The organism is Pseudoalteromonas citrea (assembly GCF_000238375.3).
GTDB classification, from domain to species: Bacteria; Pseudomonadota; Gammaproteobacteria; order Enterobacterales; family Alteromonadaceae; genus Pseudoalteromonas; species Pseudoalteromonas citrea.
The window spans coordinates 13,961-29,087 of sequence record NZ_AHBZ03000017.1 but is presented as its reverse complement, the minus strand read 5'-3'; the positions used below and the strand labels follow the sequence as shown (position 1 = coordinate 29,087).

Sequence of the window (15,127 nt, the reverse complement as noted above, 5' to 3'; positions counted from 1 at the left end):
CATCATGAGCTTTAGACTTTTACCTGAATGGGCAACGCAAGACGGCATCATGCTAACTTGGCCCCACGAAAACACTGATTGGGTGGATATTTTACCTGATGTAGAGCCTGTCTACGTCACTTTATGCCAACAAATATCGCAAGTACAAAAAGTACTGATCATTGCCCACTCCGACGCGCTGAAAGTGCACATTTCTACCCTATTATCTAAAGCTGATGTAGATATGAGCGCCATCGTATTTGTGGTAGCGCCATGTAATGACACATGGGCTAGAGATCACGGGCCACTAACTACAGCCAATCAGAACGGTGATTTGCGCGTTGTTGATTTCGTTTTCAATGGCTGGGGTAACAAATATGCCGCTGAGCTGGATAACAATATTAATAAACAACTTGTCGCACAGGTTATAAATGACCAAGCAGCATTTCAATCAATTGATTTTGTGCTTGAAGGTGGTGGCATTGAAATCAATGAATATGGCGTATTACTTTCTACATCCGAGTGCTTATTAAACCCAAATAGAAACCCAACATTGGGGCAGTCGCAAATTGAGGCTACACTCGCACAAGAGCTTGGTGCAGACAGTTTTTTATGGCTAGAACACGGCTATTTGGCTGGCGATGATACAGATAGCCATATCGATACTTTGGTTCGATTCGCGCCTAACAACACCCTCGTTTATGTTGCTTGTGACAATGCTGATGATGAACATTTTAGTGCTTTAACCGCGATGAAAATGCAACTAGAGTCATTTATGACCGCCGATGGCAAACCTTATGATTTAGTTCCTTTACCGTGGCCAAAGCCAGTTTTCAATAATGACAATGAGCGTTTACCTGCCACCTATGCAAATTATTTGATCTTGAATAACACGGTATTAGTACCAATATACGGCGATGATCACGACAGCTTAGCTGTACAGCAAATCCAAAAAGCGTACCCCAACCACACGGCGATAGGCATTGACTGTTTGGCTCTTATCCATCAATTTGGCAGCTTGCATTGTATTACCATGCAACTACCCCGTGGTTTTTTAAAGTAGGAACACACTATGAGCGCTCAACCACTCAAAGTTGGCATTGTCCAACACAGCAACAGCGACGACTTAACCAGTAATATACAAAAAACAGAGCAAGGTATTCGTGATGCCGCAGCACAAGGTGCCAAACTTGTGGTGCTACAAGAGCTTCACCGTAGTTTGTATTTTTGTCAAACTGAAGAAACGGACCTTTTTGATTTAGCCGAGCCGATCCCAGGCCCAAGCACTGATTTCTATGGTCAATTAGCCAAAGAACTCAACGTGGTGATAGTAACCTCTTTATTTGAAAAAAGAGCCACAGGCCTTTATCACAATACCGCCGTTGTTATAGAGAATGATGGTAGTATTGCAGGAAAATATAGAAAAATGCATATTCCTGATGATCCGGGTTTTTATGAAAAATTCTATTTCACACCCGGTGATATGGGATTTACCCCAATACACACTTCTGTTGGGAAACTCGGCGTATTAGTTTGTTGGGATCAATGGTTCCCGGAAGGTGCGCGATTGATGGCGATGGCTGGAGCCGAAATTTTAATTTATCCAACCGCCATAGGTTGGGATCCTAGAGACGACCAAGCAGAACAAATTAGACAACGAGATGCCTGGATCATTTCACAGCGCGCTCATGCAATTGCTAACGGAGTACCCGTCATAAGTGTTAACCGGGTTGGTCATGAGTCAGATCCTAGCAAGCAAAGTGATGGAATATTATTTTGGGGTAACTCATTTGTTGCCGGCCCTCAAGGTGAAATGCTATTGCATGCCAGTGAAGACGAAGAACAGATGGCCGTTGTAGAGCTTGATCAAGCACGCAGCGAGTCAGTAAGAAGAATTTGGCCTTACTTACGCGATAGAAGAATTGATCATTATCAAGATCTTTGCAAAATTTACCGTGACTAACAATTAGAAAAATAGATTAGGAGTACTCAATGGCGTCAGCGCATTGGAGCGAATTACCTTGGGTTAAAAATTCACAGGATAAAATACACTGGGGCCAACTAAGTGGCAGCGGTTTAAGTATTGCATTAAGCGAAGGGATCAAAAACAACCCAGAATTGGTTGTGATCGTGACCCCAGATACGCCCTCAGCCCTGCGCCTTGAAACTGAACTTGATTACTTGTTACCTGAGTTGCCGGTTATGGTCTTCCCTGACTGGGAGACACTACCCTATGATCACTTTTCACCGCACCAAGACATCATATCTCAGCGCTTAGCAACGCTTAATGCCCTAAAAAAGCGAAAACAAAGCGTGGTGATTGTTCCTGTTGCGACGTTAATGCTGAGAACCGCCCCACCTGCATTTATCTATGGTAATGCATTACAGTTTAAAGTAGGCGATACAGTTGATGCACAGCAACTTAAGAGCTCATTGACAGAGACCGGTTACCGCCACGTTCAACAAGTCATGGAGCACGGCGAATTTGCAGTTCGAGGTTCTATTGTTGATTTATTTCCCATGGGCAGCCCGACTCCCTACCGCTTTGACTTTTTCGATGATGAATTAGACACCATTCGTTTATTTGATATTGAAACGCAGCGCTCAAGCGACAAAGTTACTGAAATCGATTTATTACCCGCTCATGAATTTCCGACCAATGAAGAAGACATAGAGCGATTTAGAGTCGGATACCGCAATGCATTTGGTGCAAGCGCAGAGCAAGATTCCATTTATATGCAGGTTACTAAAGGTAATTGGCCATCAGGGATTGAATATTACCTTCCGTTATTTTACGAAAACCTTGGCACGATTTTCGATTATTTACCTGATAACGCCACGATTTTACATTTGGGTGATATAGAGAACGCTGCCGAAGATTTTTGGCTGGATGTATATAAACGTTATGAAAACCGAAAAGTAGATCCGCTTAGGCCCCTACTAGAACCAGCTTGCTTATATCAGCCTGTTGAAGAGTTATTTAAAAACTTTAACCGTCACCCACGAATTCGCTTAAGTGAAGCGAAACTTGGTACTAAAGCAGGACATACTAACTTATCCGCTAAAGCAGTTACAAACGTTCGCATTGATCATAAGCACACGGATCCTTATGCCGATATTTTAAAATATATTACTGCACAGAAAAAACAAAAAGCACGGGTCGTATTCAGTGTTGAAACTGATGGTCGAAGAGAGTCGTTACTGACCTTACTAAAGCCAACCGGACTAAAGCTCAAAGAGTTTGAGAGCTTTCAAAAGTTTTTAGCAAGTAACAGTGATGTTGGGTTAATCGTTAGCCCACTAGAACGAAGTGTTTACTTCAGCGGTGAGCCTAGCTTAACAATTATCACTGAACAGGAACTTCTTGGCGTAAAAGTATCTCAACGTCGCCGTAGAAAACACAAGTACGAGCAAGGCCAAGACTCTTTGATCCGTAATTTAGCGGAACTCAAAGAAGGCCAGCCAATTGTACATTTAGACCATGGTGTAGGTCGTTATTTGGGGCTACAAACCATAGACGCGGCAGGCGTTGCCACCGAATTTGTAACCATCACCTACGCCAACGAAGCAAAGTTGTATGTGCCAGTGTCTGCATTACATATGCTTAGTCGTTATTCCGGCGGTGAAGAGGCTTCAGCCCCACTGCATAAACTGGGCTCTGATGTATGGGAAAAAGCCAAAAGACGCGCTGCCGAAAAAGTACGCGATGTTGCCGCAGAGCTGTTAGACATTTACGCCAAACGACAAAGTAAGCCCGGTTTTTCATTCAAGATAGATGGTGCTGCTTATCGCGAATTTAGCGACAGCTTCCCGTTTGAGGAAACAGATGATCAGCGTAATGCTATTGAAGCAGTGTTAGCTGATATGCAATCGAACCTTGCAATGGATCGTTTGGTCTGTGGCGACGTAGGTTTTGGGAAAACGGAAGTTGCTATGCGAGGTGCATTTGCCGCCGTCAATGATAATAAACAAGTTGCAGTACTGGTGCCAACCACGTTACTCGCACAACAGCACTTTGAAAACTTTAAAGACCGCTTTGCTGATTTACCCATTGAGGTGGGCGTACTATCTCGATTTAATAGTACAAAAGATCAAAAAGCGACGCTCGAAAAGTTGAATGATGGCACCATAGATATTGTGATTGGTACACACAAACTGATTCAAGAAAGCATCAAGTTTAACGATTTGGGGCTGCTCGTTGTGGATGAGGAACACCGTTTTGGTGTGCGTCAAAAAGAAAAAATAAAGCAATTGAGGTCAGACGTAGACATACTGACCCTAACCGCAACGCCGATACCACGTACGTTAAATATGGCAATGAGCGGTATGCGTGATTTATCAATCATCGCGACTCCTCCGGCCAAGCGCTTGGCGGTCAAAACTTTTGTTAAAGAACGTAATGACGATTTGATCCGCGAAGCGATTTTACGAGAAATAAAACGGGGTGGCCAAGTTTACTTCTTACACAACAATGTCGAAACGATTGATAAAACCGCTGCCGACATAGCGAGTCTCGTACCTGAGGCTAGCGTCGCTGTTGCACATGGCCAGATGCGTGAAAGAGAACTTGAGCAGTTAATGGGAGACTTCTATCACCAAAAACACAATGTATTAGTGTGTACCACTATCATTGAAACCGGCATAGATATCCCATCAGCCAATACCATAATTATGGACCGCGCTGACAAGCTAGGTCTAGCCCAGCTGCATCAACTGCGCGGTCGAGTTGGACGAAGCCATCACCAAGCTTATGCTTATTTACTCACTCGTAACACACAAACTTTAACCAAAGATGCCGTTAAACGCTTGCAAGCAATTGAGTCATTAGAGGTATTAGGGGCGGGTTTTGCGTTGGCAACGCACGATTTAGAGATCCGTGGCGCCGGTGAATTACTCGGTGATGACCAAAGTGGTCAAATTCAGTCTGTAGGCTTTACACTCTACATGGAAATGCTAGAACAAGCTGTTCAAGCATTAAAAGAAGGTAAAGAACCCACTCTAGAGAATTTGCTACAAAAACAATCCGATGTTGATTTGAAAATCCCGGCATTGTTGCCTGACGATTATATTCCGGATGTCAATATACGCTTGAGCATGTATAAGCGTATCGCCAGTGCGACAGACTTGGCCGAATTAGATGAATTACAAGTTGAATTAATTGACCGATTTAGCCTACTGCCTGATGCAGCAAAAAACCTATTCGCGGTTCAAGCACTTAAGCTTAAAGCAAGTCACCTTGGAATAAGTAAAGTTGAAGCTAATATTAAAGGCGGCTACTTTGAATTTAACAGCTCGACAAAGGTTAACCCAGCGTTCATTATAGGTTTGATACAAAGCAACCCATCAGTGTATAAAATGGAAGGTGCAAGTAAGTTACGTTTTGCAATAGAAGAAAAAAATGGTCAAGAAAGAATGAAACTAATTAATGCAATGATGGATGATTTTGAGAAAAAGGCGCTAAATTAAATGCATGGAGTAAAACGACAACTCGCTTTCATTTTTGCTTTAGCATGGGCCAGTAACGCTCATGCAGTGCGCTGGTTCGAGGTAGAAATAATTGCATTTGAGCAAAAGTCATCACCTCTTTTACGTGAAGACTTTAGCTTGGAGCATAAGCCAATTGAAGGTAAAAAACAGCGTAATTTGCTAACTGAGGGGTTTAATTCCCAAGGGCAACAGCTGTGTTTACAAGGTGATAGCTTTTTTGACCCGCGACCGCTTAGTGTTAAATTAACACATAAAAATGCGTCATGGTTGTGTGAAGATAACGCAGATTACCTATCTAAGTTTGATACTTTGCCCTTGACGCCCTATGCGCCATCACAAGAGCATATGGACAATATTTATCTGCTTGCAAAAGAGCAATTACAGTTTGATAGTACCCTTACTAAATTAAAGCGCAAAGGGTTAAAACCATTACTTCATACTGGGTGGCGATTTCCAGAACAAAGTAAACGACGCGCACCTTTTATTAAAATATTTGCAGGTAAACGCTTTAAAGAGCCGGTCAGTTACCGTATATCTGAAGCAATAACGCAGCAAGGTTATGTGAGTTTATTGCCCGCAGTACCAACCGCGCAGCCAAATGTAAGTCAAGATAGTTGGCAAATCGAAGGGCTTATAAAAATACATGTTAGACATTACTTATATGTTACCACTGAGCTAGATATCAGATATGACATTGATAACGGTGATACACAAACAGCTCGTATGTCGCAGTACACCAGAGTATATAGCGGTGATGTGCATTATTTAGATCACCCAAAACTTGGCATCATATTTCAAATTAGAAAGTACAAACACTAACAATAGGAAAAGACATGAAGAAGCTAATAATTATTACAGGGTTACTAACACTTGCTGGTTGTTCTAAAGTGACGCTTGAGAACTACAACAAAGTCGAAGTAGGAATGGATAAGGCTGCACTTGAACAGATCCTAGGCTCTGCAGACAACTGCGATGAAAAAACACTACACACAAATTGCACTTGGGGTGATGACAGTAAACATATTAAAGTCACCCTCGTCACTGACAAAGTCACTCTTTATACCAAAAAAGGGCTTGAGTAACTCAGCCTTGCTCTAAATACACTCCACTCAGCACCGTAGTCTCCTCTGGTGATGAGTGAAATTGTATGATTTATCAGAGCTTTGTATGTGCTTAAGTTTGGGCTAATCACTTAGCCCAGCCCCCAACTAATTATTGCAGTAAAGCCTATTGCACATGTCATCTGACGTAATGCCATTTTCGCAGCAAAGTGCCATCGCATTTCACGTACAATCGTAAGTAAAGACACGATGCAAGGTAACATAACGCCCGCAAGGTAGACCGCTGATAGCAGTTGCACATCTGACATCCCTACGACTTTTAATGTTTGGGAGGCGCTGTCTATTAGGCCAATCGCAAGCCCATCTTTTCGGATAGCTCCTAAAATTACCGCGATTGCGGCCTCTTCTGGCAAATTAACCAATGCCATAAGCGGAGCGATAACAGCAGTTAAAAAGTCAAAAAAGCCTAACCAAGAGAGAAACCCAGCCACAAGACAAATACCAATAAACAGAGGAAACGCGGTAGTAAAGAACTCTTTGATCACCCCCAACATATCTGCCAATGCAAATCTTATATTAGGCGGTTGGAGAAAACCGCGATTTAGTAAGTTCGGTGACATCGCCGCTCTTCGCTGACTATTAGATGTTGTCAGCAATAAATAAATACAAGTTGTTACCATCAAGACACACAGGTATGGCAATGCCAAATAAGGTTTTCCAGCCGCAGAAAATACCGCCATTGTAGCCGGAAGTTGATAAGAGCACGCAGAACCAAAAGAAATTGCTGAGACACAACTCCCCCTTGTACAGCATGAACAGTTGCGGGTTTGAATGATGGCTGGAACATTGCAGCCAAACCCCATAATAACCCTAACTAAGTCCCGTCCACTTAAGCCAAGTTTGTGCATATAAGGGTCGAGATTAAAAGACAGCCTGTCAATTAATCCCGTGGTTTTATATAACGCGATAATCGCAGAAAAAATTATTACTGTTGGTAGTGCATATAAAATCAAAAAAGGGAACATAGATACAACACCATAATCCCCAAGCAGCATTTGATGCAACACATCAGGTAAATGGCCAATACTTGCCTTTAAATTATGCACACTGCGCTCGACTGATGGATAAAGCCAGTCTGCAAATGCATTTGCATTCATCACAGAAAACAACGCGGGTAAAATAAGTAACATAAGACTGAGCAGTGGTCCAATCAAAGGTAACTCAAAAAATGCCTGCTTAGGTATTACTAACCAATTTGCGGTTAAGTTAGGTGGCTGATTTGGAAATAATGCAGGTTTTTTTAACGCCACGCCTATTTCAGACAATTGTTCAGTCGTAATATAACGATTATCTACTGTTACCCATTGCAACCGAGTCATAGCCTTCAATACTTCAAGTTCTTTACATACGTCAGGTCGATGTTTGACTTTATCCCAATAGGTTACGACAACAATGCCAGCCCTGCCCTGTATCAAAGGCCATAAATCATTTAAGTCGTTAAGTAAATCGGTAGACTTGACCATCAATATAACCTGTTTACTGGTATGTAACTTTTGCAGCACTTGAGAGGTTACAATGCTGTCCATACGTGTTTGAATACCAGGTGTATCGGTTATTGACTGTCCACGCCAATGATAATCTTGACAAAATAAAGAGCTGCCCTGCAAGTTACTACTGCTTGATTTACTGCCAACTAACCCTTCGATAAATGCCGTTTTACCGACACTTTCTTTGCCTATCAAAAGCCAATTGCGCTGTTTTTTTGATTCAGGGTAATAGGTCTCGACTTCAATCCGCTGAGTCATTAGCAGAAACACTCCTGCTCAACACAGCAGCTTAAATCGTTCAATATCATGCCAGATTTTTTGTAGTGTCTAAATATGGACATGTCTAACGCGAGCTCTTCACCGATGACACTGCATGGCGCAAAAAATCGGCCTCTAAATTTATATATAAAACACAAAAGTGTTGGGTCGTGGTACAAACGAGAACCCGCTAAAAAGAGGTTTCTGATTTTACTCGACTCATCAAACTTATTAACTGACGGGTAACCGTTAGCCTGATAATCAAAAAGTTCAGAGACTGGACCAAGGTTGATATCGAAACCCGTACAGTTGATTGGAGGAAAGGGAGACGTCAATACTTTACCACATGACGATGTTACAACATAAAGCTCTCCAGCTTTGTGTACAGATGCCACATTAAATGCATCATCAAGCTCTACTTGACCTAACTCGCTTAAATTTGCTAATCGCTCCGCTGTGTAGGGAGATAAAACGGTACTGGGATCATAAGACTCAGTATTGTTACCGATAAAATCTAACACCGTTACTTTATTACCCGTATTAGCCAGATTGTATGCCGCATCGACTCCACTTTCGTAGCCACCAATAACAATGTATTCACCTTGGGCCAGATCACTCCATTGCTTAATTTGACTATTGTGGTTACATAAAGCAGCGCCAGTGAATGCAGATAGGTTTGGCGTATGAAACTCCCCACCTGCCCAGATAATAAAATTGCATCGTATCGTGAGCGTGTCTGTTTCAAGTAAAAAACCTTCTTCATCAACTAAATCCACAACACTGTGTAACCGCGTCTGTGTACTCACTTTAATGTTGTAATGCTCAGTCACCATAGTTAAATATTGCGCATATTCTTTGCCACTTAAATGCTCTTTACCGATACTGAACGCAGGAGATGTATCAGGCGTAATAGCGTTCAAGTCAGTTTGATGATAACCGTTGGAGGGGAAAGAAGGGGTGATAAAACGCATGCTTTCTGGCCAGTTTAAGAAGGTTTCTCCTATTTCACCCTGTTCCAATACTAATAGTTCAGTGTCTTCAATACCCATTTGTTTAAGCAAAGCTGCACAACCTAAACCTGCGGGGCCAGCCCCAACAATGACCACTTCTGTTTTTATCATTGTATCCTCTATAAATAATAATTAAACGTTATAACGTAACAATATACAGGTTCATAAATGAGAATTCATCCTATTTAAATACAAACATATCAATAAGGTAGTTAAAACAATATGAAAGCTACCGCGCTTAAGGCGTTACATACGACGATTAAACTTAATTTTATCGCCTTGTTAAACACCTAGCTTCAAACACAAGCAACTACATTGTCTAGTATCACCAAACGTTAAAGTATATAAATCAACCTAAAGGCATCTCTAACAATATAATTACGTTTTAGAGTGCTTGTTTTAGAGTACTTAAAGACACATGAATTTACTCTTTGCTTCACACAATAAGTGATATATTATAACATTACATTTTTGACAATGTTAGATTTCAAGTGTTAACGCAAAAAAGAACAAAAGAACTTACTCAACTACTTGAACAATCGAGTGTTAAAGTCACACAAAAGCGTCTTATGATTTTTCACGCTTTGATCAACGCTGAACGTGCACTTTCTCCTTACGAGTTAGCAAAACAGTGTGAAGCTAAACTCTCGGTGTGTATTCCCGTAGTATCAATTTATAGAACCCTTGATCTGTTGGTTGAGGCTAACTTAGCGCATAAGCTTGAACTCGTTAATAAATATAGCGCTTGCGCCCATTTTGGCTGTCATAGTTCGCATCATCACACGCAATTTTTAATCTGCAACGTATGTCAGAAAGTTACGGAGATCCAATTATCAACTGCATTTACAAAGCAGCTTATTGAACAAACTGCATTTCATGAGTTTCAACTTCAATCACAACAATACGAATTCCAAGGAATATGTAAAGACTGTACTCAGCCGAAATCTTAGCATTCACTTCAAATTTAAAACAACGTGGTCCTAAATATGACAAAAACCTTAATTAAAAATGCCAAAGTAGTTAATGAGAATAACGTTTTTGAAACTGACGTCTTGATCAACGGCAACCTCATAGAACAGATCAATTCAGATATTAGCGTGCAAGCTAATTATCATGTCATTGACCTAGAGGGAGATTGGCTTTTACCAGGGATGATTGACGATCAAGTCCACTTTAGAGAGCCTGGGCTTGAATATAAAGGATGTATCGCCAGTGAATCTCGGGCTGCGGTTGCAGGCGGGATCACAAGCTATATGGAAATGCCAAATGTAAGCCCAGCAACAACAACTGATTTAGCACTTATGCATAAACATGACATTGCAGCGCGTAATTCTCTCGCTAATTATTCATTCTACTTAGGGGCTACCCCCGACAACTTAGACCAAATTAAAGCCTGTGATCCTAAACTTGTCTGCGGAGTAAAAGTGTTTATGGGGGCATCTACGGGTGACTTATTGGTGGAACACCCACAAGCATTAGAAGCCATTTTTAGAGAATGCCCTACTCTCATAGCAACGCACTGTGAAAAAGGCGATATTATTGCCCAAAACTTAGCCAAGTTTGCTTTAAAGCCACTCACTATTCAAGATCATCCTGTTATTAGAGATGTTGAAGCATGCTATGCCTCATCTTCTTATGCGGTCGACCTCGCGAAAAAATATAACAGCGACTTACACGTGTTACATATTACCACCGCCAAAGAACTCGCGTTATTTACGCCTGGTCCAATAGAAACAAAAAGAATCACAGCTGAAGCGTGTGTGCATCATTTATGGTTTAATCAAAACGATTACGATCAACTCGGAAACCTTATCAAATGTAACCCAGCGATAAAGTCTGAGCAAGACCGCTTAGCTTTATTGCAAGCTATTAATGAGGATAAAATTGATATTATTGCAACTGATCATGCCCCACATACTTGGCAAGAAAAACAACTCCCTTATAGCGAAGCACCCGCTGGTTTACCACTTGTTCAGCATGCCCTTCTAAGCCTTTTAGATCAGGTTAAAAGAGGTGTTTTTAGCATAGAAAAAGTCGTCGAAAAAATGGCGCACAACCCAGCAAAGCGTTACCGAATTAAACAACGAGGCTTTATTAAAGAGGGCTACTTTGCCGACTTAGTTGCTGTTGCAGCGTCGCCAAGCGAGACGGTTACCCATGATAATACTGAATACTTGTGTGCATGGTCACCATTTGTAAATCATACATTCTCGCACAATATTAGATATACCTTTGTTAATGGTCAGTGTGTTTATGACCATGGTGATATTCTCGACCAAAATAAACACGCAATGCCTTTAGCTTTTGAACGTTAACATAAGCTAATGACTAGGATGAGTGCGAACAATCAAAGCGAGCACTCATCGTTATCGACACACCCAGTAAATGACACCTCATCAAGGTGTATAAAAAGCAGCAAAAAGAGAAGTAAAATGGAAGCAATGGTAGTAATTGTGGGTTTTTTAGGGGCTGGTAAAACAACCATATTGAAAAAGCTAATTGCAAATGCGCTAGAGCGGGAGTGGAATCCCTTCGTTGTATTAAATGACTATGAGAATGCGACACTCGATGCCGAGCAGTTGATAGGAGATTTGGACCCAAAAAATTTAAAAGCTCTCAGTGGTAGTTGTATTTGTTGTAGTGGGATCAATGAACTAAGAGAGTCAGTAAATCGTATATCAACTCGTGAAAATGGTATTACATTCATTGAAGCTAACGGAACAACAGACGCGTGTTCATTAATGGGGTTTTTAGGCGTAGGTATTAATGAACGGTTTTTACCACCGATCCAGCTTTCTGTCATTGATGTTAAAAACTGGCAGCTTAGAGGCGAACACAATGAATTGGAAGCAAATCAAATTCAAGTTTCATCGTTACTTGTTCTTACCCATGAGAGTAAAGTCGACGATAAACGTATTGCCCAAGTAACATCGCACTTACGCGAGTTAAATCCGACTGCAACTATTTTAAGTGCAAACGACTTAGATATCACGCATCTTCCTGAAGTTACACCTTCTCATAACAAAGTTAAAAAGCTTGCACACCACAAAGCCCATTGGGCGTCGAGTTCTGTAGACTTACCACCACTCCCTGATTATCAGTCAATTAAAGAAATATGCACTGCGTTACCTAGCTCAATTTTACGTATTAAAGGGTGCACAAAAATTGCCAGTGAACCCCACTATACCTACTTTGAGCAATGTCCTGATGGTGAAATATATGTAAGACGTTATAACGGAGAACCAACCACTGGTGCCAAATTGTTGACTATAGGTCCGGGGAGTGACACAGCCCGACTATACACAGCAATTGATCAGGCTATCTCAAATGCAGATCAGCGAAATAACCTATAACACCTTAAGTAACACCCAAACATTAACATCGGTTTAGGTGCAGGTATAGATTCAGGTTTTCAGTCACCATGCTAACTTTCAAGTTCATATGAAAGAGCCACGGGTAACCTTGATTGCAACTACTGATTCTCGAATTTAGATAATCACGTCATGAATGATTATCTGAATTCGCAGACGCTTAGATTTAGTAAATTGTGTCAAGCCTTCCTTTTTTCTATGCTATTTCACTATTAGTTACTCACTTAACTCATATCGAGCGTTAAATAAAATCGTCGTGACTAAGCATAAAAAAGTAGCGCTATTAAATTCTCAATTCCCTACCCGATTCATTGATTATCTAATTCAATAGACGAAATATGTAACGCTCTGTCTCTCCCTGTATTTTTTGCTTGATATAAAGCAATGTCAGCGTGCTTGACTAATGATTCTGCAGAATCAGCTGAATAAGGGTATGTAGCGACCCCAATAGATACAGTAAGCTGACCTAAAACTTGCCCATTAAAATAACTTTAGCTCTAATTGGTCGCTTTATCTGAATAATTTTAAGCCTATTGATAAGCACTGCATTTTGCATAAGTAACGGCTAGTCGGCTAACCCAGGACCTTTAACTGTCTTACCTAAAAACATCAGAAAATTATAACCATTTTAAATATGACTAAAATTGAGCCAACAAAATAAGGGAGATTATTTAAATGAGAACATACAAGAACTAAAAGCGAATTTTGATGCGAAAGTCGCTTTTTGTAACAATTGTTGAAAAAACTGAGATAACACTTGAACAATAAAAGGTCTGATATGTGTGTAATTAGCGCTTTTGATCGTTTTGGCAGCGACCTTAGGTCATGACATTTTTTACCTTAACCTCTAACTAATTAGGGCTTACGGTAACTGTGATTGTATCTGAGTATGTACCAGCTTCATTTAGGCCGTTTGACTGAGGTGTAATTTTAAGCAATGTTGCTCGTGTCTCACCAGTGCTACCTGTACCTGCAGCCGTCGCTTGAATGTGCTTGTATGCACCACTTTCTAGGTCTACGCCTTCTGTATCTCCGATATCAAGGGTATAAGCAATTTTACTATTTTGGGTATTGTTCGCGACCAAAAAGCCACCGTTTGCTGACGAATACTCAGTCGTCGCATTTTCACCGGTGTTACACCAAACATCAAGCGTTCCTATTTCCTGTGTTTGTTGAGAAGCATCTAGTTGCAAAGTTCTAGAGCTATTGTTGTTACCGCTACTGGTTTTACACAGAGGTTCGATAGTCCCTTCAAAAACAAACTTTGCTTCAGGAGCTGATACATCTAATACTGCAGCAGGAGCCCACATTGTTGTGATTGCAGATACTGCCAGTAGTAACTTAAGCATTATATTCATGGCTTTCCCTTAGGCAACCAATAGAAGCAGTGAGATAACTTTAATATTATACCTATCAGGCCAAAGGATCAATGTGGTCGTTAACCTTCAAAGCAGGTATAAACCATCGAAGTTAATGACACCCTACCTGAATTAAAACGAATTTGTTGTGATTCAATTACCAAGCTGTGGGTCATAAGTGTCTTACGGAAAATTTAAGGTTATAACGATGATATTTTAAAGCTTACCTATAAAAAAGAGCCAACCATATGAATGATTAGCTCTTTTTATAGTTCAGGCAGTATAGATTAAGCCATAAACTTTGCTGCCTAAATTCAAATTAGTTAGGGCTGACTGTAACAGTAATTGTATCTGAGTATGTACCCGCATCGTTTAAGCCGTTTGACTGAGGCGTAATTTTAAGTGATGTTGCTTGTGTGTCGCCAGCGCTGCCCGTGCCTGCCGCGGTTGCTTTATTGTGCTTATATGCACCAGTTTGAAGGTCGATACCTACTGTATCACCGATATTAAGCGTGTAAGCAATTTTGCTACCTTGAGTGTTGCTTGCGACTAAGAAACCACCATTTGCAGATGTATACTCAGTTGTTGCGTTCTCACCGGTGTTACACCAAACATCAAGCGTACCAATTTCCTGTGTTTGTTGTGAAGCGTCTAACTTCAGACCTGTCACACTGTTATTATTACCGCTGCTTGTTTTACAAAGCGGTTCTATTGTGCCTTCAAAAGTAAACTTTGCTTCTGTACCTGATGTATCTAAAACAGCAGCAGCCGCCCCCATAGAAGTAATTGCAGTTGCAGCTAAAAGTGTTTTTAGTAATGTATTCATGGCTTTTCCCTTAAACAAAATTCAGTGTTCGTTTTTATTTGATTTTAATAATTAGGTGTTTTCACCTTTCTGATTAATCAAAAGCAACGGGCGTGCCAACTATTTAAAATATTCCTCAGTTTTATGTTTCTTGTGGTAAAAATATTTTTAATTTATAAATAACAGCAGTTTAGCTGTTCTATACTGTTATAAATAAATAGGCCTGTTATTGGCAAAATTAGCCCTTTCTA

12 protein-coding genes and 1 pseudogene are annotated in these 15,127 nt (G+C 40.8%); 8 read left to right on the top strand and 5 right to left on the bottom strand.

What is annotated here, in order from left to right:
- The first annotated feature begins 4 nt into the window (after positions 1–4).
- Genes PCIT_RS11185 through PCIT_RS11165 form a run of 5 tightly spaced genes read left to right on the top strand, consistent with a single transcriptional unit; the run spans position 5 to position 6,548 of the window.
- Positions 5–1,042, top strand: a complete 1,038-nt coding sequence (locus tag PCIT_RS11185) for an agmatine deiminase family protein (protein ID WP_010363459.1) — start codon at positions 5–7, stop codon at positions 1,040–1,042.
- A 9-nt stretch (positions 1,043–1,051) separates the two neighbouring features.
- Entirely contained in the window at positions 1,052–1,942 is an 891-nt protein-coding gene (locus PCIT_RS11180) for a carbon-nitrogen hydrolase (protein ID WP_010363460.1), read from the top strand.
- 29 nt (positions 1,943–1,971) lie between these two features.
- The gene (gene mfd, locus PCIT_RS11175) at positions 1,972–5,445 is read left to right on the top strand and encodes a transcription-repair coupling factor (RefSeq protein ID WP_010363461.1); all 3,474 of its coding nucleotides are present in this window, start codon (positions 1,972–1,974) and stop codon (positions 5,443–5,445) included.
- A complete protein-coding gene (locus PCIT_RS11170; protein WP_010363462.1) occupies positions 5,446–6,285 on the top strand; it encodes a CsiV family protein in 840 nt (279 codons plus the stop codon).
- Between the two features lie 14 nt (positions 6,286–6,299).
- Complete coding sequence (locus PCIT_RS11165) at positions 6,300–6,548, top strand: hypothetical protein (protein WP_010363463.1); 249 nt, start codon at positions 6,300–6,302, stop codon at positions 6,546–6,548.
- A gap of 110 nt (positions 6,549–6,658) precedes the next feature.
- Here the strand turns inward: PCIT_RS11165 and PCIT_RS11160 are convergent, their stop codons facing one another.
- Together PCIT_RS11160 and PCIT_RS11155 are read right to left on the bottom strand one after the other, a co-directional pair.
- Positions 6,659–8,332 (bottom strand): nucleoside recognition domain-containing protein, encoded by a 1,674-nt coding sequence (locus tag PCIT_RS11160; protein ID WP_010363464.1) that lies wholly within the window; start codon positions 8,330–8,332, stop codon positions 6,659–6,661.
- Positions 8,332–9,453, bottom strand: coding sequence for an NAD(P)/FAD-dependent oxidoreductase (locus PCIT_RS11155; RefSeq protein ID WP_010363465.1), 1,122 nt, complete (start codon positions 9,451–9,453; stop codon positions 8,332–8,334). The genes PCIT_RS11160 and PCIT_RS11155 overlap by 1 nt, the downstream gene beginning before the upstream one ends.
- 380 nt (positions 9,454–9,833) lie before the next feature.
- On the opposite strand from PCIT_RS11155, the gene PCIT_RS11150 reads away from it, so the two are divergent.
- The 3 genes from PCIT_RS11150 to PCIT_RS11140 all read left to right on the top strand — a co-directional run bounded on the left by PCIT_RS11150 (position 9,834) and on the right by PCIT_RS11140 (position 12,695).
- Complete coding sequence (locus PCIT_RS11150; RefSeq protein ID WP_010363466.1) at positions 9,834–10,292, top strand: Fur family transcriptional regulator; 459 nt, start codon at positions 9,834–9,836, stop codon at positions 10,290–10,292.
- A 36-nt stretch (positions 10,293–10,328) separates the two neighbouring features.
- Complete coding sequence (locus tag PCIT_RS11145) at positions 10,329–11,657, top strand: dihydroorotase (protein ID WP_010363467.1); 1,329 nt, start codon at positions 10,329–10,331, stop codon at positions 11,655–11,657.
- A 117-nt stretch (positions 11,658–11,774) separates the two neighbouring features.
- Positions 11,775–12,695 carry a GTP-binding protein gene (locus tag PCIT_RS11140; protein ID WP_010363468.1) on the top strand — a complete coding sequence of 307 codons (921 nt, stop codon included), beginning with the start codon at positions 11,775–11,777 and terminating at the stop codon, positions 12,693–12,695.
- A gap of 326 nt (positions 12,696–13,021) precedes the next feature.
- Here the strand turns inward: PCIT_RS11140 and PCIT_RS23340 are convergent.
- From PCIT_RS23340 to PCIT_RS11125, 3 genes and pseudogenes are all read right to left on the bottom strand, one after another.
- Positions 13,022–13,177 (bottom strand): annotated as a pseudogene (locus PCIT_RS23340) (diguanylate cyclase domain-containing protein); the annotation flags it as partial.
- Positions 13,178–13,564: 387 nt separating this feature from the next.
- The gene (locus PCIT_RS11130; RefSeq protein ID WP_010363470.1) at positions 13,565–14,071 is read right to left on the bottom strand and encodes a hypothetical protein; all 507 of its coding nucleotides are present in this window, start codon (positions 14,069–14,071) and stop codon (positions 13,565–13,567) included.
- A gap of 319 nt (positions 14,072–14,390) precedes the next feature.
- On the bottom strand, positions 14,391–14,897 hold the full coding sequence (locus tag PCIT_RS11125; RefSeq protein ID WP_010363471.1) for a hypothetical protein: 507 nt from the start codon (positions 14,895–14,897) through the stop codon (positions 14,391–14,393).
- Between the last annotated feature and the right edge of the window lie 230 nt (positions 14,898–15,127).